The 21,517-nt window shown below is 63.3% G+C and carries 21 protein-coding genes; 9 read left to right on the top strand and 12 right to left on the bottom strand.

What is annotated here, in order from left to right; genetic code table 11:
• Positions 1–26 precede the first annotated feature (26 nt).
• A complete protein-coding gene (locus tag CK222_RS22480) occupies positions 27–524 on the top strand; it encodes a MaoC family dehydratase (RefSeq protein ID WP_095801902.1) in 498 nt (165 codons plus the stop codon).
• On the opposite strand, the gene CK222_RS22475 is transcribed toward CK222_RS22480, so the two are convergent.
• Positions 521–1,966, bottom strand: coding sequence for a PLP-dependent aminotransferase family protein (locus CK222_RS22475; RefSeq protein WP_095801901.1), 1,446 nt, complete (start codon positions 1,964–1,966; stop codon positions 521–523). The two genes, CK222_RS22480 and CK222_RS22475, sit on opposite strands and share 4 nt — an antisense overlap.
• Positions 1,967–2,068: 102 nt before the next feature.
• Between CK222_RS22475 and CK222_RS22470 the strand changes: the two genes are divergently transcribed.
• On the top strand, positions 2,069–2,932 hold the full coding sequence (locus CK222_RS22470) for a DMT family transporter (protein ID WP_095802015.1): 864 nt from the start codon (positions 2,069–2,071) through the stop codon (positions 2,930–2,932).
• Positions 2,933–2,941: 9 nt separating this feature from the next.
• Here the strand turns inward: CK222_RS22470 and CK222_RS22465 are convergent, their stop codons facing one another.
• The 4 genes from CK222_RS22465 to CK222_RS22450 are packed head-to-tail and all read right to left on the bottom strand — an operon-like array spanning position 2,942 to position 5,841.
• A complete protein-coding gene (locus CK222_RS22465; RefSeq protein WP_067329463.1) occupies positions 2,942–3,982 on the bottom strand; it encodes a zinc-dependent alcohol dehydrogenase family protein in 1,041 nt (346 codons plus the stop codon).
• Between the two features lie 56 nt (positions 3,983–4,038).
• Positions 4,039–4,506 carry a DUF4262 domain-containing protein gene (locus tag CK222_RS22460; RefSeq protein ID WP_095801900.1) on the bottom strand — a complete coding sequence of 156 codons (468 nt, stop codon included), beginning with the start codon at positions 4,504–4,506 and terminating at the stop codon, positions 4,039–4,041.
• Complete coding sequence (gene maiA / locus CK222_RS22455; protein ID WP_095801899.1) at positions 4,496–5,146, bottom strand: maleylacetoacetate isomerase; 651 nt, start codon at positions 5,144–5,146, stop codon at positions 4,496–4,498. Before maiA ends, CK222_RS22460 begins: the two co-directional genes overlap by 11 nt.
• Positions 5,143–5,841, bottom strand: coding sequence for a fumarylacetoacetate hydrolase family protein (locus tag CK222_RS22450; protein WP_095801898.1), 699 nt, complete (start codon positions 5,839–5,841; stop codon positions 5,143–5,145). The genes maiA and CK222_RS22450 overlap by 4 nt, the downstream gene beginning before the upstream one ends.
• Before the next feature lie 292 nt (positions 5,842–6,133).
• Between CK222_RS22450 and CK222_RS22445 the strand changes: the two genes are divergently transcribed.
• Positions 6,134–7,156, top strand: coding sequence for an acyltransferase (locus CK222_RS22445; protein WP_095801897.1), 1,023 nt, complete (start codon positions 6,134–6,136; stop codon positions 7,154–7,156).
• 5 nt (positions 7,157–7,161) lie between these two features.
• Here CK222_RS22445 and CK222_RS22440 read toward each other — a convergent pair whose 3' ends face one another.
• The 4 genes from CK222_RS22440 to CK222_RS22425 all read right to left on the bottom strand — a co-directional run bounded on the left by CK222_RS22440 (position 7,162) and on the right by CK222_RS22425 (position 9,659).
• Positions 7,162–7,647, bottom strand: a complete 486-nt coding sequence (locus CK222_RS22440; RefSeq protein ID WP_095801896.1) for an SRPBCC family protein — start codon at positions 7,645–7,647, stop codon at positions 7,162–7,164.
• 125 nt (positions 7,648–7,772) lie between these two features.
• On the bottom strand, positions 7,773–8,267 hold the full coding sequence (locus CK222_RS22435; protein WP_095802014.1) for a GNAT family N-acetyltransferase: 495 nt from the start codon (positions 8,265–8,267) through the stop codon (positions 7,773–7,775).
• 14 nt (positions 8,268–8,281) lie between these two features.
• Positions 8,282–9,040 carry a copper homeostasis protein CutC gene (locus CK222_RS22430; protein ID WP_095802013.1) on the bottom strand — a complete coding sequence of 253 codons (759 nt, stop codon included), beginning with the start codon at positions 9,038–9,040 and terminating at the stop codon, positions 8,282–8,284.
• A gap of 187 nt (positions 9,041–9,227) precedes the next feature.
• Positions 9,228–9,659 (bottom strand): cupin domain-containing protein, encoded by a 432-nt coding sequence (locus CK222_RS22425; RefSeq protein ID WP_067329481.1) that lies wholly within the window; start codon positions 9,657–9,659, stop codon positions 9,228–9,230.
• Positions 9,660–10,204: 545 nt separating this feature from the next.
• On the opposite strand from CK222_RS22425, the gene CK222_RS32465 reads away from it, so the two are divergent.
• Positions 10,205–10,564 (top strand): hypothetical protein, encoded by a 360-nt coding sequence (locus CK222_RS32465; RefSeq protein ID WP_176477715.1) that lies wholly within the window; start codon positions 10,205–10,207, stop codon positions 10,562–10,564.
• 76 nt (positions 10,565–10,640) lie between these two features.
• Here the strand turns inward: CK222_RS32465 and CK222_RS22415 are convergent, their stop codons facing one another.
• Positions 10,641–12,851: a hypothetical protein gene (locus tag CK222_RS22415; RefSeq protein WP_095801894.1), complete on the bottom strand. Its 2,211-nt coding sequence runs from the start codon at positions 12,849–12,851 to the stop codon at positions 10,641–10,643.
• A 270-nt stretch (positions 12,852–13,121) separates the two neighbouring features.
• Between CK222_RS22415 and CK222_RS22410 the strand changes: the two genes are divergently transcribed.
• On the top strand, positions 13,122–13,301 hold the full coding sequence (locus CK222_RS22410; protein WP_095801893.1) for a hypothetical protein: 180 nt from the start codon (positions 13,122–13,124) through the stop codon (positions 13,299–13,301).
• On the opposite strand, the gene CK222_RS22405 is transcribed toward CK222_RS22410, so the two are convergent.
• Positions 13,295–14,029 (bottom strand): isoprenylcysteine carboxylmethyltransferase family protein, encoded by a 735-nt coding sequence (locus CK222_RS22405; protein WP_245433177.1) that lies wholly within the window; start codon positions 14,027–14,029, stop codon positions 13,295–13,297. The genes CK222_RS22410 and CK222_RS22405 overlap by 7 nt on opposite strands.
• On the opposite strand from CK222_RS22405, the gene CK222_RS31855 reads away from it, so the two are divergent.
• Positions 14,029–14,355: a hypothetical protein gene (locus CK222_RS31855; RefSeq protein ID WP_141247114.1), complete on the top strand. Its 327-nt coding sequence runs from the start codon at positions 14,029–14,031 to the stop codon at positions 14,353–14,355. The two genes, CK222_RS22405 and CK222_RS31855, sit on opposite strands and share 1 nt — an antisense overlap.
• A 769-nt stretch (positions 14,356–15,124) precedes the next feature.
• Complete coding sequence (locus CK222_RS22395; RefSeq protein ID WP_095801890.1) at positions 15,125–15,589, top strand: hypothetical protein; 465 nt, start codon at positions 15,125–15,127, stop codon at positions 15,587–15,589.
• 153 nt (positions 15,590–15,742) lie between these two features.
• Here the strand turns inward: CK222_RS22395 and CK222_RS22390 are convergent, their stop codons facing one another.
• Positions 15,743–17,047 (bottom strand): hypothetical protein, encoded by a 1,305-nt coding sequence (locus tag CK222_RS22390; protein ID WP_245322446.1) that lies wholly within the window; start codon positions 17,045–17,047, stop codon positions 15,743–15,745.
• Positions 17,048–17,489: 442 nt separating this feature from the next.
• On the opposite strand from CK222_RS22390, the gene CK222_RS22385 reads away from it, so the two are divergent.
• Together CK222_RS22385 and CK222_RS22380 are read left to right on the top strand one after the other, a co-directional pair.
• Positions 17,490–20,594, top strand: coding sequence for an efflux RND transporter permease subunit (locus CK222_RS22385; RefSeq protein WP_095801889.1), 3,105 nt, complete (start codon positions 17,490–17,492; stop codon positions 20,592–20,594).
• Entirely contained in the window at positions 20,581–21,459 is an 879-nt protein-coding gene (locus CK222_RS22380) for a hypothetical protein (RefSeq protein ID WP_141247113.1), read from the top strand. Before CK222_RS22385 ends, CK222_RS22380 begins: the two co-directional genes overlap by 14 nt.
• The last annotated feature ends 58 nt before the right edge of the window (positions 21,460–21,517 follow it).

The following is a 21,517-nucleotide window of genomic DNA, read 5'->3' as shown; positions in this document are numbered from 1 at the left end:
TGGCAGAAGCCAGCAGGAAAGCAGGAATGACGGAAAATTGGCCGAGGACGCCGCCGACCTTTGAACAGTTGCGGACAATGGCCGGCCAGGAGATCGGCGTGTCGGACTGGACGACGGTCGACCAGCAGCGCATCGACCAGTTCGCCCAATGCACGGGCGACCACCAGTGGATACATGTCGATCCGGAGCGCGCGAAGCGGCAGAGTCCGTTCCGCACTACGATCGCGCATGGCTATCTGACGCTGTCGATCATCGGCGCGCTGGCGCTGGAAATGGGCATCGTGCCGGAAAACACGCAAGCCGCCTTCAACTATGGCTTCGACAAAGTGCGCTTCCTGGCGCCGGTGAAGTCCGGCGCACGTATCCGGCTGCGCACGACGCTGCTCACCATGGAAGACCGCGGCCCCGGCCAATATCTGATGAAGGCCGCGAACACCGTCGAGATCGAGGGCGAGCAGAAGCCGGCGCTGACTGCCGAGACGCTGGTGATGATGTATGAGCGCCGCAAGCGGGCAGGCGCCTAAGCTCTGCCGCTGCCGGGCTGCGACGCGCCTTTGCGACGGGACGCGGCCATTGCCCTTCCAAGCACTCTGAAGTTGCGCTCATCGGCGCATTGGGCGACGTTGAAACGCATGAAGCGGCCGGCGGAGTGCGACAGGCTGAAGGCGTTGCCGGGCGCCAGCACGACATTATCCGCCAGCGCATGGCGGGCGACATCGGCGGCGTCGATGCCGTCGGGCAGGCGGCACCACAGGAACATACCGGCCCCCTGATCGATCCAGGGCATAACGTCTATTGCTTTCAGCCTGCCGGCTGTTTCGGCCATTGCGCGCGACAGGCGGGTGCGCAACTGCTCGACATGCTTGCGGTAGCTGCCGTCCTTCAGCAGAGTCAGCACCAGTTCCGAGGAGAGCCTCCCGCCGCCGAAAGTCGTGGCGATCTTGAGGTCAATCAGCCGTTCCATCCAGTCGCGGGGCGCGGCGATGAAGCCGCATCGCACCGAAGCCGACAGCGTCTTGGAGAAGGAACCGATCTGGACGACGCGGCCGAGGCCATCGAAGGCCGCCAGCCGCGGCGCCGGCGCGTGCTCGAAATCGGCGAAGATGTCATCCTCGACGATGGCGAGATCCGATTGATCGGCAAGCTTGAGCAGCCGGTGCGCTATAAGCGGCGAGAGCACCGCGCCGGTCGGGTTGTGAAGCGCGGAATTGGTGATGTAGAGGCGCGGCTTGTGCTCGGCGAGCGCTTGCGCGAAGAGGTCGATATCGGGCCCTGAGGGTGTCATCGCGACACCGACCACTTTGGCGCGGTGCGCGCGCAGCAACGCATGGAAGTTGAAATAGCAGGGATCGTCGACCAGAACCGTATCGCCCGGCTCGAGGAGCAAGCGGCACAATAGGTCGATCGCCTGCGTCCCGGACTCGGTGAGCATGATCTGGTCCGGCGAAGCCTCGACGCCGTGCGCCGACAGGCGGCGGGCAAGCAGCTGCCGCAGTGCCGGCAGGCCAAGCGGCGTGCCGTAGTCGGCAAGCGTCGCATCGTCGGCTCGGGCGGCGCCGCGCAGTGCGTGCCGCAACGCGGCCTGAGGCATCCAGGAAGCCGGCAGCCAGCCGCAGCCCGGTTTCAGCATATCGTCGCATGCCTCCAGTGCTTGCCGCGAGACCCAGAGCGGGTCGACGGCGCGGTCGAGCCGCGGGCCGATCTCGGCCAGCGACAGCGGCGCAAGCGGGCCGGCGGCAAAGAAGCCGGAGCCCGGCCGCGAGCGGATCGTGCCTTCCGCCGCAAGCCGCTCATAGGCCTCGACCACCGTAGATTTTGACACCTGCATCGTGCCGGCGAAGGCGCGGATCGAAGGCAAGCGCGCGCCCGGCGTCAGGATGCGCGCGGCGATCCGCTGCCGGATTGCCGACATGACGGCTTCGACGAGCGTTCCGGCATTCGTCGCCTTCGGGTCGGGCGTGTCCATCTGTACTTCCCTGTTGACCAATACAGTTTTGCGGAATTGTACCCCATTGTCTCTGGCAAAGCCATGCGCTGCGCCGGTACAGAAGCGCAAACGGAGCGGATGATGGATAAGAGTTTCAACGGCTGGCTCAACGGCTTCATCGGCGTGCTGATCTTCAGCGGGTCGCTGCCGGCGACGCGCGTGGCGGTGGTCGATTTCGACCCGACCTTCCTGACGTCGGCCCGTGCGGCGATCGCCGGCCTGCTCGGCATCGCAATGCTGTTCCTGTTCCGCGAGAAGCGCCCGGATCGCGGGGATCTGGTCTCGCTGGTCGTCGTTGCGCTAGGCGTCGTGGTCGGCTTTCCTCTCCTGACGGCGCTGGCGCTCAAACATGTTACGGCGGCGCATTCCATCATCTTTGTCGGCCTGCTGCCGCTGGCGACGGCGATCTTCGGTGTGCTGCGCGGCGGCGACCGTCCGCGCCCGGCCTTCTGGCTGTTTTCCTGCCTGGGCAGCACGCTCGTCGCGGGTTTCGCGCTGTTGCAAGGCGTGACGGCCTCACCGGTCGGCGACGGCTTGATGCTCGCCGCCATCATCGCCTGCGGGCTGGGCTATGCGGAAGGTGCGGCGCTGTCGCGCAAGCTCGGCGGCTGGCAGGTGATCTGCTGGGCCTTGGCGCTGTCGCTGCCGGTCATGTTAGCGCTGAGCTTTGCGACCCTGCCGCCGTCTTTTGCCGCTGTCGGCTCCGGCGCATGGATCGGCCTCGGCTATGTCTCGCTGTTCAGCATGCTGATCGGCTTCGTGTTCTGGTATCGCGGCCTGGCGCAGGGCGGCATCGCCGCGGTCGGGCAATTGCAACTGCTGCAGCCCTTCTTCGGCCTGGCGCTCGCGGCGAGTCTGCTGCACGAGCAGGTCAGCCCGCTGATGGTGGTGGTCACGCTCGGCGTGGTGGCCTGCGTGTTCGGGGCGAAGAAGTTCGCCAGGTAGGGAGCCTACTCAAAACTTCGTCACCACGCCGATGCCGATGCCCTCGAAGCCGCCCATCGCCATCAATGCGGCTGGCGCCTCATCGAGGCTGATCCTTTTGCCGACCAACAGTTCGGGCTTCAGCTTGCCGGTGCGAATCATGTCCATCATGGCGGAATAGCGGTAGGCCTGCATGCCGTGGCTGCCGAGGATTTCGAGCTCGAAGGCGATGACCTTGTCCATCGGCACTTGCGGGCGGGCATGGTCGCCCAGCATCAGCCCGACCTGAACATGGCGACCGCGCCGGCGCAGATTGGCGATCGAGTTGAAGCACGTGGTTGGATGGCCGAGCGCGTCCATCGACATATGCGCGCCGCCGTTGGTGATCTGCTTGACGGCCTTGACGACATTGGGCGTGGTCGAAGCGTTGATGGTCGCGACCGCCCCGATCCTTTTCGCAAACTCCAGCTTCTCGTCGGTGAGGTCGATGGCGATGACATTGGCGCCCATGGCGCTGGCGATCATGATCGCCGAGAGACCGACACCGCCGCAGCCATGCACCGCCACCCACTCGCCGGGCGTCACCCGGCCCTGGTCGACGATGGCGCGGAAGGAGGTGACGAAGCGGCAGCCGAGGCTGGCGGCAGTGGCGAACTCCATCTCGTCCGGCAGGCGTACGAGATTGGTGTCGGCATGCTCGATGCCGACATATTCGGCGAACGAGCCCCACCCCGTGAAGCCAGGTTGGGTCTGGTGCTCGCAGACCTGATGGTTGCCGGAGTTGCATTCGAAGCAGCGGCCGCAGCCGACGGCGAAAGGCACGGTGACGCGGTCGCCGGCCTTCCAGCGGCTCACCTGCTTGCCGGCGGCGACGACGACGCCCGCCAGTTCATGGCCGGGGACATGCGGCAGCGTGATGCCGTCGTCATGACCCATCCAGCCATGCCAGTCGCTGCGGCAAAGACCGGTCGCCTCGACCTTGATGACGACGCCATCCCCCGCCGGCTTGGGGTCAGGCACGGTCTGGATTGTTGGCGCTTCGCCGAATTTTTCGAAGACGACAGCTTTCATGGGAGTGCTTTCTATCCAGTTCAAAGGCAGTACGGTTTTGGGTAGTAGGTCCCAAGCTAAGTCGGCAATGGTGGTTGGTCGAGCAATGGTTGCCGCTCGCAAAACCACTCGCCGGCTTCGGCATCCCATGGCCAAACACCGGAGGTTGTCGGAAAGATAAGCTGCATAATCCGGAAAACGGGCCCGTCGTAAAACCATAGGTCCCAACCGAAAAGGTCGGGATGGACCGCACCGAATTGACAGTCGAAGCCACCTCCCAGGAAACCCGGCGCCCGCTCTCCAACGTTGAACCTCTCGCCGCTGCGCACTCGTCGGCAATACTCGTTGCTGATGGTCTGCGAAAGCTCCGGCTTGAGCCCGATGACGACCAGCTCAGGGGCTTTGAAATTGTACTCTATCCCCACCGAGTAAGCGAATGGCGGGTGCTCGTCGTCCTCCAGCACGTAGAGGATATGACAGCCATACTCCTCGATATCTGCGAGCGTCTTAGCTTCGTCGGGATCCCTGGCTACTCTATTCGGCATCGATCTGGTTCTGCGGCGCAGCCTTCTGGAACGCCGGCAGCGCCATGCAGGCGGCGTGGATGCGCGAGATCACCGGATAGGCCGCCATGTCGACGCCGAAGCGGGCATTGTTGCTGACCTGCGCGGCGAGGCAGATATCGGCGAGCCCCGGTGTATCGCCATGGCAGAACCTGCCGGTCTCGGGCGAGGCGGCCAGAATCTTTTCAAGCGGCTGGAAACCTTCATTCACCCAATGCCGGAACCAGTTGACGACATCCTCGTCGCCGGCGCCGAACAAGGTGCGCAGCGAGGTGAGCACGCGCAGATTGTTCACCGGATGGATGTCGCAGGCGATCATCTGCGCCAGCATCCGGACCCTGGCGCGTCCCAGCGCATCCTTGGGCAACAACGGCGGCTCGGGCTCGATCTCGTCGAGATATTCGATGATCGCCAGCGACTGGGTTAAAAGCGTTCCGTCGTCGAGCACCAGCGCCGGCACCAACCCTTGCGGATTGACCGCGAGATAGGCGGGCTCGAGATGCTCGCCATGGCGCAGATGGTGGGGCACATAGGTGTAGGCACGCCCCTTCATCTCCAGCGCGATCCGCACCCGGTATGAGGTGGAGGATCGATAATAGTTATGGAGGATCAGGTCGCTCATCGCCTCGGCTGCCCGATGGTGACCTCGACGGCGCCGATGCCGTCGACGCCACCAGTGATCTCGTCGCCCGCCTGAACCGCGCCAACGCCGGCCGGCGTGCCGGTGAAGATCAGGTCGCCGGGCTGGAGCTCGACCGACTCGCTGCAGATCGAGACGACATCGGCGACGGGCCAGATCAGCTCGGCGAGGTCGCCGTCCTGTTTTACGTCACCGTTTACAGCGAGCCAGATGCGACCCGTTTCGGGATGGCCAGACCTTGCGACCGGAAGCAGCGGGCCGCAAGGCGCGGAGAAGTCGAAGGCCTTCGACCAGTCCCAGGGGCGGGCCGCTTTCTTCGCTTGGTCCTGCAGGTCGCGGCGAGTGAGGTCCACGCCGACGCCATAGCCCCAGACATGCGCGAGCGCCTCGGTGCGAGGGATGCGGAAGCCGGCCTTGCCGATCGCCACGACCAGCTCGATCTCGTGGTGGAGATTGCCAGTCAGCGGCGGGTAGGGGATCTCGGCGCCGCTGTCGACCACGGCGTCGGCCGGCTTGGTGAAGAAGAAGGGCGGATCGCGCTCGTCATTGCCGAGTTCTCGCGCATGCGCCGCGTAGTTGCGGCCAACGCAGAAGATGCGGCGCACGGCAAACCGTTCCGCCGAGCCGGTCACCGCGACCGAAGCGATCGCGGGCGGAGGGAGGACGAAGTCTGCCATAGGCGGTCTCTGCGTTGGAAATGAATCTATCCGCACATTCGGCCGATTTCGGCAGGCGGGCAAGGCATGAGGCCACGAAACATTGCCGACCATGGCGGGTTCACCAAGCGGCGGCAGGACCCGCCGCGGCCCCTTTTTCTTTTGTGTTCGCAATCGGTTGGCAGGAACTGCCTGTGAATTCGCTGCTTCGCACTTGCACAAGATGATCCCGCACTGCAAAATAACTGCGGCGGGGAAAACGAAGCGGTTCCAGGCACGGCTATGCCGGGACCTCGAGTTGCGAGGGACGGGCATGACCGACATCTCCGCGACGGCCGGCGTCCTGCCGCGGGCCGCAGCCGACAAGGCGGCACGGGCAAGGCTGGCCTATCTCGACGGCTGGCGCGGCCTGTCGATCGCCTTCGTGCTGATCGGCCATTTCTTTCCGATTCGCGGCATCAATCTCGGCGTGCTCGGCGTCGAGTTCTTCTTCGTGCTGAGCGGCCGGCTGATGGGGGAAATCCTGTTCGTCGAGCGCTTTCCGCTGAAGAAGTTCTTCAAGCGCCGGTTCGCCCGCGTCTATCCAGCCCTGCTGGTGTTCGTGGTTGCCGTCATGATCGGGCTCTCCGGCACCTTCATTGCCTTCAAATGGAAGGCGGCGCTTACCGCGCTGACATTCACCTACAACTATGCCGGCATTCTCATCAATCGCGCGGGCGCGCTCGACCATATCTGGTCGCTTGCCATCGAGGAGCATTCTTATGTCATCCTGGCGCTGATCAGCGTGGCGGTTTCCAGGCGCGCGAATGTCGTGCGCCTGCTTGTCATGCTGTCGCTGCTCGCTATGGCCAACGGCGCTATTTCCTACTGGGTCTTCTGCATGGACTACGAAACCAGCTATTGGCGAACCGACGTGCATATCGCCTCGATCCTGCTGTCGGCGGCGATCTGCCTGCTCAAGGCCGATGGACACCTGCCGGCATTCCTCAGGAGCCGGCATCTGGCGCTGGCGGCCGCGGTGGGGGGAATCTTGCTGTTCCTCGATCCGGTGCCGACGCCCTTGCACTATCTGCTGGGCGTGCCGCTGCTGGCGCTCGCCGTCAACACGCTCGACTTCGCCGGCGGCTATCTGACCGGCCTACTGTCATCGCGGCCGATGGTGATGCTGGGGCTGTGGTCCTACTCGCTCTATCTGTGGCAGCAGCCCTTCTACAAATTCGTCTATGACCGCGACGTGGCGCCGATCCCGATGCTGGCCGCGGTCTTCGCCTGCGCCCTGGCGAGCTACTACATCGTCGAGAAACCGGCGCGCGGCTGGCTCAACCGCAATTGGTGAGGAGGTCAGGCCTTGCCGGTTTTTTGTGCGGCGAGATAGCGCCGAAGCCCGGCTTCGCCGCGAGGTGTGGTCCAGCGGTGATTCCACGCGAAAGCCGGCCTCAGCAAGGGTGCCAGGAGTTTGAGGATCGGCCTCTCCACGATGACCTGCCAGGTGAGCTTCACATGCGTTCCGCTTCCGGCTGGCGACAGCTCAGCCCGCCACAGGCCGTCGAAATCGCCGAAGGTCTTCACCACCACCAGCCGGCCAGGATCGAGCTCCGCGGCCTCGATGATGAAGTTCAGCTCGTAGGGCAGGGCGCCTCGCGCCCTGGCTCTTGCCCGTGACCCGACGACGGCCTTGCCTTTCTTGTCGAGCGGCTCGACTTCCTTGTAGGCGTCGCCCCACCAGAGCGGCAGCAACTCGGCGTCGGACAGAACGTCCCACACTTCCTGCGGCGTGGCATCGGGAATGTTCCAACTCTCGTCGAAGCGGAAGACGTTGCTTGGCATGATGTCACGCCCCCGGCACGCGAAGACGATACATTAGCTGCAGCTTCTGTTTGTGGCCAGTGCGGCGGCCGCATGAGACCTTGTTTGGCTCATGGTTGAAAGCCTCTGGCTTTCAGGGCCATGCGCTAGTCGATCGGCTTGGCGTAGTAGCGCACCGACTTCCTGCCGCCGTGGATCACGGCATCGCCGACCTCGCCAAAGCCGAGCGCCGCGTGAAAGGCATCCGATGTGGGGTTCGGGGGATCGGCATTGACCTCGCAGGTTACGATCGTGTGGCATGCGCGCCTGACATGCTCGAACAGATCCTCGTAGAGACGGCGGGCATGGCCGCGGCCGCGCGCTTCGGCCGCGACCACCACCCGGTCGACATAGACGAAGCGGGAGTAGCGCTCACGAAACCAGAGGAAGTTCGGGCTTTCGTAGCTGGCATCCTGATCGAAGCACGTGATGAAGGCTTCGAGCGCCCCGATGCGGCGCGTGTAGAAAGCCTGCCCGATCAGGAATGACAGGCGCTCCGGCTCAAGCCAGGACAACTCGGCGGCATGCTCGTTGTTGAGAGCGAGAATGGCGGCCTCGTCGGCAGGCGAAACGCGGTCGATCGGCGAGCGAGCTTTCGACATCGTCACTTCCCGCATCAGACCCTCGCGGCCGCGATCGTTGCCGCCGCCAAGTCCTGGTCGGTCACCGTGTTGCGGTACTCGCGATCGAGATCGGTGCCGCCCATGCCGACATGCGGGTTGCGGTAGCGCATGGCGCTCGGCACGTCGGCAAGCGCGGCGAAATGCATCTCGGTCAGTCCGGTTTGCCGGCGAACCTCGCCGATATTGTCGGGCGCCAGCCCGCCGCAGCCGAGGATGATGATGCGTGCGCCGGCCTGGCGAACCAAGCGCGCGAGCAGATCGACGCCCTCCAGCGCCGTGTCGCGTTGCCCGCTGGTCAGCACGCGGCCGACCTTGCAGCGGATCAGCGCTTCGAGCGCCTCGGCCGGGTCACGCGTCATGTCGAAGGCGCGGTGGCAGGTGACATTGAGGGGACCGGCGGCGCGCACCAGTTCGCTCATTCTCGCTTCATCGATTGCGCCGTCAGCGGTCAGGCAGCCGACGACGATGCCGGCCACGCCGAGATCGCGCAGCGCGCCGATATCGGCCAGCATCGATTGGTATTCCGCCTCGCTGTAGAGAAAATCGCCGCCGCGCGGGCGCACGATAACATGAAACGGGATGGTCGCACGTTCGAGGGCTACGCGCACCGTGCCGAGGCTCGGCGTAATGCCGCCTTCGACGAGGCTGGCGCAAAGCTCGACCCGGTCGGCGCCGGCGGCCTGCGCGGCAAGCAGCCCGTCAATGCCTTCGACGCAGAGTTCGATCAGGGGCCTTTGAGTGTCGGTCACCATCATCTATCCATGTTGAAGAGAAAGCGCAGCCCTAGCATTGGGGCGATCGAGGCGAAAGCCGCATCAATCGGTCCAGCAAGCGAAAGCGGTCACTTTGCGCTTCCGGTTTTGTTCGGCGCGCAGTTATTGATTGCTCAAGCCTTGGAGCGCCCGCCCTACCGCGGAACAGCTGAGCCCCGTTGCCTCGCTACTGCTTCAGGATTGTGTTCTTGGCGCCTTGTTCGACCTGGTCGATCACCAGCAGCTTCACCGGATCGCTGCCGATATTGGTCGCCTGATGCCACTGGCCGATCATCTCGACGATGAAATCGCCGGTCTTGTAAGTGTTGCTGCTGCCGGTCTCGACATTGGTGACCTTGAGGGTGCCTGCCTCGACATAGGCATAGCGCGGGAAGGGATGTTTGTGCACCGGCAGCGTCGCGCCGGGCGCGATCTGATAGGCTGAGACCTGGACCTCGACATTCTTCTGCGGCAGCTTGATCGGCTGGCCGGATGCCGTCGTCGTCTTCGACGCCAATGGCGTCACGACAACAGGTGTGGCCGAACTGTCCAGAGCGTCGGCGGTGGTTGCATAAAAAGCGGCCGCCAGCAGCAGCGCCGATGCCGGAATGTTTCGCACGATTTCCTCCCGAAATGATCGGCAAAATCGCCTAAGCGCTGTCGACTCGCAAGGAGAAAGGATTTGGGGCTTCCCGGGCTGTATGAACTATCAGCTGCCAGGTCCTTCAAATCTGCCCCCCACTTGGGTGCTGCCGCACCCAGTCCCTTGATAGACCGGAATCATCCCCTAGTTAGTTTCCCTGGCGCAGTCGCGAGTTGCCTGGGGGTGCTGCGCCGTTCTGACGGCATGCGGCGGAAGGACGGCCGGCCGAAGCGCCTTTGGAGGGTGCCGTGCGTCAATATCTGGGATCCAGCTTGGCCCATCTCGCGTTCGCGTGCTCTGTCGCGATAGCTTGCGCGGGAGCCGCGGCCGGCGGCGAGCGCGGCCAAGGTCATAACGCTGGTGGCGATCACGGGAATAGCGGCGGTCATGGCGCTGGCAGCAACAACGGTCAGCACAACGGAACTAGCGGCGATCCCGGTGGCTCCGGCGGCAGTCCGCCGTCTGACCCACCGTCCCCACCGTCTAACGATGACGGAAGCAGCCCCACCACAACCGGGTCAGTGAGGTCAACGCCGGGCGTAGCCGGCAACGGCGGAAGGTCGCTCGACCTTCCGCCCGCCCTGCTGCCCTTCGAAGAAAGCGCTATTCCACTGGCAGTCCATCCAATTGAAGTGCTGCCGGGTGTCCCGGACAACATCGTTCGTGCCTGCCGTGAGGCAATCGAGCAGGCCGCAGCTCAGTTTGGCGCGACCAGTGTGCGCGTCAGCAGTGCAGGTTCCGTACGGCGGTTGAGCCGACAGAGGATATCGGCTCCCGTCCAGGTCAGCATCGACTACGGATATCAAGGCGGCGTCGAGACGCGCCAGGCGCCGGTCGGCTGCGAATTGAACGCGAAAGGCAGCGTGATCGGGCTGACATAGCGCACAGTGGGAGCCCTCGCCGTAGACGTCGAGTTCGGGCTGCCCAGCCCCGATTTTCCAGGGCAGTCGTTCCAGCTCAGTCCAACGTCGAATGGCTTGGCCGGAGGGAAAACGGAAGCGTGATGGCACGCACACGGATTTCGCGCGACGGTTTGCGAACCTTGCTGGACGTAGTCTTCTTTTGGCTGACAGTTTTCGTCTGGCCTGCGCCGGCCGATGCGCGGCCAGTGCGCGGCTTCAGCGGCGGCTCTATCTGAGCGTCGCGGCGCTGAGCCCGAAGCTTATCATTATCGGCACGCGCGGCGGCCAGCTCGCGGGCGAAAGAAACCGTCGCTTCACGTTGCTTGTCCAGAGCCTCCTTCAGCCTCATGGCGGCCTGTCCCAAAAGTTGGCGGGCTGTGTCACGCTCGAGGCGGGCTTTGTTGAGGTTCTCTCCGACCGACACTGCTGAAGCGCGTTCTCGTTGCAGAGCCTGCGCCGTCTCGGCAGCAGTCTGGTCCGCATGCTCTCTCGCTGCGACCGCCATGGTGCGCTCCTGTAACGCCGCGTCGCGCTCCAACCGGGCCTTGTCGAGGTCCTCCCGGGTCGCGACTGCCGAAGCGCGTTCGCGCTCCAGCGCCTGCGCCGTCTCGCTAGCAGTCTGCTCCGCACGTTCTCTCGCCGCGACAGCCCTGTCTCGCTCCTGCAACGCCGCGTCGCGCTCCAGCCGGGCTTTGTCGAGGTCCTCACGGGCCGCGACTGCCGAAGCGCGTTCGCGCTCCAGCGCCTGCGCTGTTTCAGTGGCAGCCTGCTCGGCATGCACTTTCGCCGAGACAGCCTTCGCTCGCTCCTGCTCAGCCGCGTCGCGCTCGAGGCGGGCTCTGTTGACGTCCTCTTGGGCCGATATTGCTGAAGCGCGTTCGCGTTCCAAAGCCTGCGCCGTCTCGGCGGCAGTCCGCTCGGCACGCTCTTTGGCTAAGACGGCCTTGGCTCGCTCCTGTTCGGCCGCGTCGCGCTCGAGCCGGGCTTTGTCGAGGTCCGCACGGTTCGCGACTGCTGAAGCCTGTTCCCGTGCCAATGCCTGCGCCGTCTCGGCGGCAGTCTGCTCAACCCTTGCTCGCGTCGCAGCGGCACCGGTCCGTTCCCGCTCAGCCGTGTCCGCGATCGCGGCCTTGGACTGCTCCATTTCAGCGATGTCGCCACGAAGGTCCTCCGACTTCCGGCGCTCCTCGTCAAGCATTCCGCTCGCTTGCGCCAGCGAAGCCTCGGCTTTGGCGCGATCCCCGGCGGCTTTGGCTTCCAGCTGTTCAATTTGCGCTCGCGCTTGCGCTAGGTCGCGCGCCATCTGTTCGGTTCGCTCCCGTTCGAGGCGAGCAGCGGGCATCTGTATAAAGACATGGTCGATGGTTTCGCTGATCCGCGCGCGGATATCTTGCGCAATCCAGCGCAATGCCTCGAGCGTGCGGGCTGCCACAAGTTCGTTGCGCAAACGCTCCTCGCTGGCGTCGTCCGCGGCGGCCATGCTTGTCTTCAGCACCTCGATCTGCTTGCGCGTCTCAGCGAGCGCACTCTCCAGAGAGGCACTCCTGGCGCGCTCCTCCTCCATCGCTCGGTGCTCCTGGCCAGCCAATTCCGTTGCAGCTGCTGCCTGAGCACGAGCTGCCTCGACCTGTGCTTCGGCAGCGGTGAGATCCGGTTTGGGCAATTCGCCGTTCGTGGGTGCGTCGGTTGATGCCGTGCTGGCAGGAATCTCCAAGCGGTGTGAAAGATCGGGAAGGGAGTAGCTATCGGCCCGCGAAACAGCGGGGGCGCTTTCGACCGGCTTTTGTCTCGTCAACGCATAGCCAAGCGGCACGGCCAGACAAATTGCGGCGACGCTCAAGCGTAACAAGGGGCTCGTCGGCCTGCGAACACGGGGAGGTAAGGCCATGGCGAAGCTTGTCGCCAGAGCGAAAGCATCGGGCAGGTCCTCGCGCGAGTTCTCGCCCGCTTCGGGCGTCGTGTTGAGATAATCCTTTCGCACCCCGGACTTACCGGAGTTTAGACCCTGAACATCCGGGGCCGGGGCCACGGCGGCCCGGGAAGAAGCCGCCTTGGCTGCAAGATTGCGTGGGCGATCCCAGGCCCAAGAAGCCTCATCGAGGGGAATAGGCGTGCTTTCGCTCAGGTAGCCATACTGGTGACGCCGTCTCGCTGCGATGAGGATACGCCGGACCACAAGGAAGAAGCCTACCAATACAAATATTGTCATCCCGCCCAGGAGAGCGAGACCTGTGTCGTCTGCGTAAAACCCGGCAAGATCTGTCATCGCCGTACCTGCGCGGTTTCCGATGTAACTTTAAGCTCGTGAAGCGGTGTGTGGCTCCTCGCCCTGGCTAACTGCCTGCCTTCGAAGTTGTCATCGCTTCGGCCCCAGTACTGGGGGAATTTTGGCGATGCATGGCTGGGCGCCGGTCGAAAGCCAGCTCGCGCCTCTCCATCCTCAACGTCCCGGGGAGTTCTCCCACGGTGCGCGCCATGCCACCATTTCGGAGTTTGGACGCTCCATCGTAAAGTTTAAGCTAGGTCACAGACCTCGGTGGTCAACCATCTGGGCGACAGTTCGGCCATGCAAAATGGCCATCGCGGTGCCCGGCACGAGCGCCAAGACTCCCGCGGCTACTTCATCAAGCTCGACGAACTGGTGACGATGCCGAAATCGGCAGGCCATTTGGTCCTGCTGCCGAGAGAGGATCTGGCACTTGGCGGATCTCAGTAGATCGTCATGAGGATCGGGAGGTAACTGCCTGCTCGCAGTTGTTCGATTGCTTCAATGGCGGGATAGGCTGCGGGGAAGTACAGTCCATCCTGGAAGTTGCGTTTGAGCGCTTTCGGGGAGAAGACAACTTCGGCAGAGTCCGTATATTGGGACAGTTTCGGCCAGAACAGCGGCGTATAGCGCGCATAGGAATCGTATTGCGAGCCGAAGATCGTCTTCAGGTGTTCGGCCTCCTTGGCTGCTGTGATGACCAAGATCCAATAGCTGAAAAATCCCAGCGCCAGAGCGACGGCGATCGATCCATGGATCAATCCGATCCCAACTGCTCCAAGCGTAGAAAAGAGATAGAGCGGGTTTCTGGTCAACGAGTAGGGGCCGGAGGTAATCAACTCCAGATTCTTCTTTGAACCGATATAGAGAATGCTCCACATCCTGCCCACGAAGCAGGTGAGGACCAGGCCGAGACCCGCCATCTGGACAAGCTCATGTACGCCCCCACCCAATCCGGGGTGCGAAAACAGGATAACGGTTGCAGCAACCAGCCCCGCTGCCCGAGCGGCGTTTATCCGCATCCTTTGATTGACTGACTGAACTCTCATCGAGGCCCCCGGGAATGAAGGGGCCGCGTTTCTGGGCTCCGCATTTTGACGGCACCCCCCGATATGCGGCTCGCTTGCGCTTGCCACGCTTTGCTGGCCGTGCGGTTGAACAGGAGGGGTATCGATCATTGGATCGTCTCCTCGGTAAGCTGAAGGAAGACGTCCTGGAGCCGCCCGCTCTCGGCCTCGAAGGCGAGGATCGGCATCTCGGCGCGGATCAGGACGTTCGGGATTTCGTTGTTGAGCTGGCGGCTTGGAGGTGTTTTGGTCGGATCAAGAAGCTCGACGCGCAGCCAGCCCGCGTCTCCATTGACAAAATGTCCCGTGATAGGCTGCAGAATGGTCGTCAGGATGCGGATGGAGGTCGCTTCTGTGTCGATCGTTCCCCCTGCGCGCCGGCCGGGTTCTTGGCTTGCTCGACCCAAACGGCGCTGCAGGCAAAACGCCTTTCGTGACCCATAGGACTTGTTAGGGTCTTCGGGCGCGAAGACGTGAGCAGATGAGCCGGGCGCTACGGCGACACTTCCGCGAGACATTCAGTGCAGGCTCCCTCGTGCCTGCCAGCACGCTTTCAGGTTGACGCGCCTATTTATCGCTGCAGTCGTTAGGCTCTACGATTCGGCAGTTGAGCTGACTCGCTTGCGAAGGGATTACCCCTTTTTGCGAAGGGGCCTCGTCCGTGATGTCCGACATCAACGCCAGAGTGGGCTTAACTGAGAGAGCGAGATTTCGGCTCATCATAGCGCTTGAAGGAAGTCGTCGCCGAGCAGGCGCCGGAGCTGCGGCTGCAAAAGAGCATGCTCGCGACGGGAGCGACGACCGGAACGGCGCCACCTCCCGCTGGGGGCGTCCGGAACCTCGGGTGAGCCGCTACGGCTTTCGGTTAGGCCGGCAAAGCCGTTTTGGGCTATCGGTCCGCCGGCGCGCTTTGTCCTATCTTGGGTTTCCAACGTCGGGCAACGGTCGCGCTGGGTCCCTTAGCCAAGCCTACGCTCCGCTGGCTAGCGCGGCGGGTCGGTTGCGCAACACTTGTCAACTTGGTGGGTCGCATTGCTGCAGGCGAAGCTCGCGCAAGTACGTACAGCCGCACACCGCCGCAGAGCCATTAGGAGTAAGCGAACTCGGCGCCGCGGCAGAGGCGGCAAAGCGGCACTGCGTGCTTGTCTGGTCGAGTCCAGTGTTGGTGCTCCGAAAGCCGATGAAATCATATGAAGGAGGTCCCCCATGAAACCTGTTCGTTACTGCCTGGCGCCCGGCGCGTTCGTCCTCGTGCTTGCCGGGGCGACCGGCGCGTCGGCCGCGGAACAGCCGATCGCCTGCAAGAAGGTGCCGTTGGTGGTGCGGGACAGGTTCCACAAGGATTTTCCCGTCGCTAAGGTCAAGGCATGCGCCCGCGAGGTCGAGAACGGAGAACTGGTTTTCGAGATAGCAAGCGTCGAGGGCGCAATGACGCGCGATGTGCTCTACCATCAAGACGGTAAGGTCATCGTCGTCGAGGAATCAATTCCGATGGAAGCGGTGCCTCAATCGGTGCGTGCGGCCGTTGATACGAAATTCGCAGGTGGAAAGATCAAGCTTGCGGAGAAGCTGATGCGCGACGGCAAGGTGAGTTACGAGTTCCAGATAAGCTACAAGGGCAAGAACGTTCAGCCCGTCTTCGATCCGGATGGAAAGGAAGTGAAGGGCTGATGGGCGAAACTCTTGCACTGAAGGGTCGCTGACATAGCTTCAATCAGCCTGAGAGAAGAAACAAGTCCGGCGCAGGCAGACGGGCTTGCGGACCTCACTCGAGTTCAGCAGAAGGCAGCCGTCAACAAGCGCCGGACATTCGGACGGTCGAACCTACCTGCCTAACTTCACGTGTCCGCCGAATTGGAGCGTCGCGCGCACACTGAAGGTGTGCGTTCTCTCGTCCTCAGCATTCTCCGCGAATGTGTAGGCGGCGCCGAGGTTCCATTTCGCCGCGCCGGACGGCGCGTCTTCTTCTTCCCCAGACGCATAAATTACTTCGAAATCCGCCAATTGCTCGCGGGTGTCCGGACCGTCGGCGACAAGGTTCCGCTGATGCGTGTAGGTGGCTATGTAGGTCATAGGTTGCACTTCCAGCGCGACAGATCCGGTGAGAAGCAGAGCGTCGTCCGGACCGCCATCGAAATGCTTAAGGTAGGCCGATTCGCCGAGAAGCCTCAGTGTGTTCCCGTTGAGGTCGAAGCTTCCAGTGGCGGCAGCAAGGTAGGCCAATTCATTGCCGGTCCCCGGCAGCGGTTCCTCTTCTTCTTCCTCCTCCTCCCCTGTGTCGGCGGAGAGCCCGGGCTTCTGGTATCGGATGCCAAGGCGATAGCCAAATTCACCGTCCTTGTAACAATCGCCCTTTTCTGCGCCTTTGCAGCCATCAAGGGTAACCGAGAATGAGGATAAACCGGTGGTGTTGCCGGCACCGCCATCCGCCAGCGTGAGCCGTCCACGGTTGGTAAAGAGCGACTCGCTGAGGAACGTCCGGTCGGTCGTGAATACCGTCGCGGCCAGGGCATGGTTCAGCCCAAAGCCCTCGAAGCCAACAACAGCTTCGCCACCCAGACGTTCGTCAGCGTCAAAAACAGACGCCAGATCCGGGGCGTGTATCCCCGGCAGGGCTTCGCTGGCCAGGCTGAACACCGTGTCGAACTTTCCGGCCCTCACGGTCAGGGGATCGACCTTAGCGAGGGCGTAGAGCTCACCGACATAGGTGCCGATCCCTTGAAAGGCCGCATCCTCCCCGGGTTCCGGGTCGACCACGGGCTCGGTAATGATGGCGCTCACGAACCGAAGATAATCCGTCGGCGCGTAGAAAAGATCGAGCTCCAACTTCGGAAAGAACACATCGGATCTCAGGAAAGACGGATGTGCGCCAAATATCCAGTCGTTCTGCAGCTCCGCGGTAGCCTCGTACCCCGCGCAGGGCGCAGCGCATTCTTCGGCCAGAGCCGGTATCGTTTCTTCGGCCAGAGCCCGCTCGTGCTCCTCCGCCAGTGCCGAGGCCGAAGAGTACAGCAGCCCTATGCCACTAAGTGCTAAGATAAAAAGGCGAATGACCGGCGAGCCCCCATGAGATGCACCACGCGTCGATGATATCCGATGGTTCCACTGTGGCAACTGCGATTTCGTCATTTTGTCCCTTACAAACGCGACTTGTCTCATACAAACGCAAACGTGTCGCATCTCTACAACACTGCTTCGCTGTTCCGCGCCCGGTACGCTCCCCCGAGGACCGCCGGCGCAGCAAATTGGCGGTCCCGCTTCGCCTTCCTCGAATCAATATTCGGGCACTCCCCGACCGAGGCAAATTGCGCCAGAGCACGTCCAGCCTTTCGCTGGAAACAGACACACGCGCATGCAACCGACGCGAGCACTCACGGCGTGAGTGGCTATCCTAATAAATTTGTATGAACTATTTCTCTACTCCAAAAGTTAGAGACCCGCCGGATATACGGTAATAGCGCCTTGCAATATTGATTAATTATGCGGCGCCCTCCCGCATGATACGCTTTGGGACTGTCTCTGATCTGTCGCAGGCGCGCTTTCGCGCGCCGCGGAATCGCGGGGGGTTGCCGTGCTGCAAACGCTCGTCAAGCTGAGTCTCGAATTTCGGCATCTGGTCCTAGCAGCCGCGCTACTCTTGGTAGCGGCGGGTGCCGTTCTGCTTCCCAAAGCCAAAACCGATGCTCTTCCCGAGTTCGGGGCGCCGGTCGTGGAGGTGCAGACCGAGGCGCTCGGCTTGTCGACAGGCGAAGTGGAAAGCCTGGTGACCATCAATCTCGAAGAGATTCTGACCGCGACGCCGTTCCTCAAATCAATTCATTCCAAGTCGGTGCCGGGGATGGCTTCGGTGTTGCTCACCTTCGAGCCCGGCATGGATCCGATGAAAGCCCGACAAATGGTGCAGGAGCGTCTTACGATGGCTTGGGCCCTGCCCAATGTCTCGAAGCCGCCCACCATGCTGCAGCCGAAGTCGGCGGCAGGCCGCGCCATGATCGTCGGACTGTCGTCCAAGACCGTGTCGCTGATCGACATGTCGGTGCTGGCCCGGTGGACGATGACGCCGAAGCTGCTCAGCGTGCCGGGCGTCGCCAACGTCGCGATCTGGGGCCAGCGCGCTCGCCAGCTTCAGGTGCAAATCGAACCTCAGCGCCTCGAATCGGCAGGCGTCTCGCTCGATGAAGCCGTAGAGAGCGCCGGGGATTCGCTCTGGGTCTCGCCGCTCAGTTATCTGGAAGCGTCAGTACTCGGAAGCGGAGGCTGGATCGACACGCCGAACCAGAGGCTCGGCATCCAGCATGTGCAACCGATCAGCAAGGCCAGCGACCTGACGAAGGTTGCTGTCCCGTCTTCCGCGCTCAGGCTAGGAGACGTGGCCGAGGTCGTCGAAGGCCATCCGCCGCTGATCGGCGATGCGATGATCAACGGACAGCCTGGCCTCATCCTCGTCGTCGAGAAGCTTCCCAACGTCGACACCAAAGCGGTCGTAGCGGGGGTCGAAGCTGCGCTCGCGGAGTTGAGCCAAGGCATGCCGGGCATCGACATCGACGCCTCCCTCTACCGCGCCTCCGACTATGTCGACAGCGCCTTGGCCAATCTGGTCCGGATGGTGATCGCCGCCATGGTGGTCGTGTCCGTAGCCCTCTTCCTGTCCTTGACGCCGGTCGGCACGGCGAGCGTCGCCGTCGTCGCGATCGTCCTGTCGTATGTCGCGGCACTTGTCGCTCTCTATTTCAGCAGCCCGATCTTCAACCTGATCCACCTGGCCGGCCTCGCGGCCGCGCTTTCCCTCGTGGTCGACACTGCGGTAGTGGCTGCCGAGGCCCTCGGGCGACGCCTTCGCGCCGGTGGCGGCCGTCCGCTCGCCGCGCCTCTATTCGATGCGATCGGCGAAATCGGCAAGCCAATGATCTATGCAGCGGTGATCGGTCTGCTGGCGGTCGCTCCGATACTCGGACTCGACGGCGAAACCGCGGCATTCTTCCGGCCGCTGGCTCAGGCCTATGGCGTCACGGTGGCCGCTGCCATGGTCGTCGTGCTCTTGGCGGCGCCCGCCCTCGCGATGGTTTTTTTCCGTTCGGGCAGCGCAGCAGGAAACAGGTCCGAACCTGTGGTGGCGCGGCTGTTCGGTGCGGCCTATGGGCGGCTGCTGGGGAGGTTCTCGGCGACGACCGGTCCTGCCTATGCGATCGTGGGTCTCGGAGCGTTGGCGCTACTCGCGGCGACGCCCGCCCTGAAGTGGTCGCCGTCGCCGTCCTTTGACGAAGGCACCGTCCGCGTTTCGTTCAAGGCCGCGCCGGGTGCATCCTTGCCCGCCATGATCCGCACGATGGCGCGACTGGAATCCGAAGTCCGCGCAATCGATGGAGTCAGCTCTGTCGCTGGCCATCTCGGCAGGGCCATCACGGGCGACCAGGTCACCGGCATCGAATCCGGGCAGCTCTGGATTGGGCTCGACGAGCGGGGGAACCGAGCCGCCGCACTGTCGCAAATTCGCGACACGATGGAAGGCTTCGCGGACCTCGAGGTGAAGGTTGAAGGCTATCTGGCCAGTACGGCCGGGCGGATCTTCGCCGACGCCGGCGAACCAGTGGTGGTCCGCATCGAAGGGGCCGAGACGGCCGTGCTTGAAGAGCAGGCAAAGCTCGTCGCGGCGAGAATCGCCGCCGTTGACGGCATCAACTCCGTACGCATCGACAAGAACGCTTTCTCGCCCGAAATCGAGGTCAAGGTCGACGTTGCGGAGGCTGCCGCACGTGGACTGAAACCGGGAGACATCCGGCGCGCGGCAGCGACGGTCTTCGCCGGGCTCGAGGTTGGCAATCTGTTCGAGCAGCAAAAGGTCTTCGAAGTGGTCGTTTGGGGGGCTCCCAACGCACGAAGCAGCATCGCCGACGTCGAGAATCTTCTGATCGAAACGCCTGATCGCCCGCATACACGCCTTGGCGATATCGCCGAGGTGCGGATGGTGCCGCAGTTGAGCACCATCGAGCGTGACGGCGTCACGCGCAGCATGGACGTTCACGCCAGCGTCGCAGGCCGCAGCGTCACGGCAGTGGCGGAAGACGTGGCGGCAGAGCTCAAGAAGGTGCAGCTCCCCTTCGAATACCATGCCTACGTTCGGGGCGAGTATGCCGAGAGCCGTGCAGCCATGCTGCAGGTGACGCTCTTCGCAGCGTCGGCGGCAGTGCTGATCTTCTTCCTGCTGCAGGCGGCGCTGCAAAGCTGGCGACTGGCGACCGGCATGTTCCTTTCGCTGGTGGCAGTGTCGGGTGGCGTCGCGGCGATCCTCGTGGCGGTAACGGGCACCGTTTCGGTTGGGGCGCTTGCCGGACTTCTCGCCGTCCTCGGGCTTGCACTCCGCAACGGTCTGGTTCTGGCCAGCCGCGTCGATCAGACCGGGGAGGGTGACGAATCCTGGCCGGACCGTGTCGCGGCGGCCGCGCGCGAGCGCTTTGCGCCTATGCTGACGAGCACGCTGGTCACCTGCCTCGCCTTCCTTCCCGCAGTGGTCATGGGCAGCGCCGCCGGTCTGGAGATTTTGCATCCAATGGGATGGGTCGTGATCGCAGGCGCAGTCATTTCAGTCCTGATCAATCTGTTCGTCCTACCGGCCATGATGCTCCATTCCGGCCCGGTTTCACGACGCCTTGGAGGAGTTGCACATGCTTCGCAATAGGCTTTTTCTTAAGTCATCCCTCGTCGCCGGTGTGGCTTTCGTCGTGGTTGCCACGGGACCCCTCGCGGTCGCGGAGTCGCCCGCAGGCGCGCCTGCCAAGCTGGTAGAGGTCGCAGGTTCCCCATTTCCACGCGTGGTTCTGACCGAACAGGCTGCCAAACGACTGAGCATCCAGACCGAAGCGCTGCGGGAGGAGACGGCCAAGCGGTGGATGATGATGAACGCCCAGGTCGAGATTGCGAGCGGTGAACCGTCGGTGAATGCAATTACGGAGACGGCTTCCATCGCGCCGGCCGGTGAAAGCGGCCAAGCACGGCAATCCCTGATCAAGGTGCCTGTGGACGCGGCAAGCCAGATGTTGATCGCGGTTGTCGACGACGAGGATGACGAGGACGAGACCGGCGACCACGACGAGTTTGCCGAGATTTTCGGCGTCGCCAACCCGGCGGACGAGGATAAGGACGGTCTAGTGGTCGTGCTGCTGACCGGCCAAGGCCGCTCCGGTAAATATTACACGGCGCGGCCGGTGGCGGTGAAGGACCGGGACGACGGGCGGTTCTTTGAATTCCTCGAGGCAAGCAGCGGCGTCAAGCCAGGCGATCATGCGTTCGTGGCGATGAAGGCGCCGGAGAGCGGCAGCATGGCGAAGATCGTGCCCTACTCGTCGGTTGTCTATGACGAGCACGGGGACAGCTGGCTCTACTCCAATCCGGAGCCGCTCGTCTTCATCCGCCAAAAAGTGGCTGTCGAGCGCGTCCTTGGCGACATAGCAGTGCTGTCGGACGGACCAGCGCGCGGTACGCCGGTCGTGTCGGTCGGCGCGGTCGAGCTGATGGGGGTTGAATTGAAGTTTGGCGGCCACTGAGCGGGCGTGAAAGACATTCCGTCGCTTGCGAACGCCTGAGTTAGCCGGCGTCCAATCA

The organism is Mesorhizobium sp. WSM3866 (assembly GCF_002294795.1).
In the GTDB taxonomy this organism is placed as follows: Bacteria; Pseudomonadota; Alphaproteobacteria; order Rhizobiales; family Rhizobiaceae; genus Mesorhizobium.
The sequence above is the reverse complement of the archived record's forward strand: the minus strand, read 5'-3'. Positions and strand labels throughout refer to the sequence as shown.

Bases quoted from the DNA above. Each gene is read 5' to 3' on its own strand.
- CK222_RS22390 (WP_245322446.1), bottom strand. From the start codon at position 17,047: ATGACGAAATCGCAGTTGCCACAGTGGAACCATCGGATATCATCGACG.
- CK222_RS22480 (WP_095801902.1), top strand. From the start codon at position 27: ATGACGGAAAATTGGCCGAGGACGCCGCCGACCTTTGAACAGTTGCGG.
- CK222_RS22445 (WP_095801897.1), top strand. From the start codon at position 6,134: ATGACCGACATCTCCGCGACGGCCGGCGTCCTGCCGCGGGCCGCAGCC.
- CK222_RS22435 (WP_095802014.1), bottom strand. From the start codon at position 8,267: ATGTCGAAAGCTCGCTCGCCGATCGACCGCGTTTCGCCTGCCGACGAG.
- CK222_RS22440 (WP_095801896.1), bottom strand. From the start codon at position 7,647: ATGCCAAGCAACGTCTTCCGCTTCGACGAGAGTTGGAACATTCCCGAT.
- CK222_RS22395 (WP_095801890.1), top strand. From the start codon at position 15,125: ATGAAACCTGTTCGTTACTGCCTGGCGCCCGGCGCGTTCGTCCTCGTG.
- CK222_RS22470 (WP_095802015.1), top strand. From the start codon at position 2,069: ATGGATAAGAGTTTCAACGGCTGGCTCAACGGCTTCATCGGCGTGCTG.
- CK222_RS22475 (WP_095801901.1), bottom strand. From the start codon at position 1,966: ATGGACACGCCCGACCCGAAGGCGACGAATGCCGGAACGCTCGTCGAA.
- CK222_RS22450 (WP_095801898.1), bottom strand. From the start codon at position 5,841: ATGGCAGACTTCGTCCTCCCTCCGCCCGCGATCGCTTCGGTCGCGGTG.
- CK222_RS22405 (WP_245433177.1), bottom strand. From the start codon at position 14,029: ATGATCGATACCCCTCCTGTTCAACCGCACGGCCAGCAAAGCGTGGCA.
- CK222_RS22430 (WP_095802013.1), bottom strand. From the start codon at position 9,040: ATGGTGACCGACACTCAAAGGCCCCTGATCGAACTCTGCGTCGAAGGC.
- CK222_RS22465 (WP_067329463.1), bottom strand. From the start codon at position 3,982: ATGAAAGCTGTCGTCTTCGAAAAATTCGGCGAAGCGCCAACAATCCAG.
- maiA (WP_095801899.1), bottom strand. From the start codon at position 5,146: ATGAGCGACCTGATCCTCCATAACTATTATCGATCCTCCACCTCATAC.
- CK222_RS22380 (WP_141247113.1), top strand. From the start codon at position 20,581: ATGCTTCGCAATAGGCTTTTTCTTAAGTCATCCCTCGTCGCCGGTGTG.
- CK222_RS22460 (WP_095801900.1), bottom strand. From the start codon at position 4,506: ATGCCGAATAGAGTAGCCAGGGATCCCGACGAAGCTAAGACGCTCGCA.
- CK222_RS22415 (WP_095801894.1), bottom strand. From the start codon at position 12,851: ATGACAGATCTTGCCGGGTTTTACGCAGACGACACAGGTCTCGCTCTC.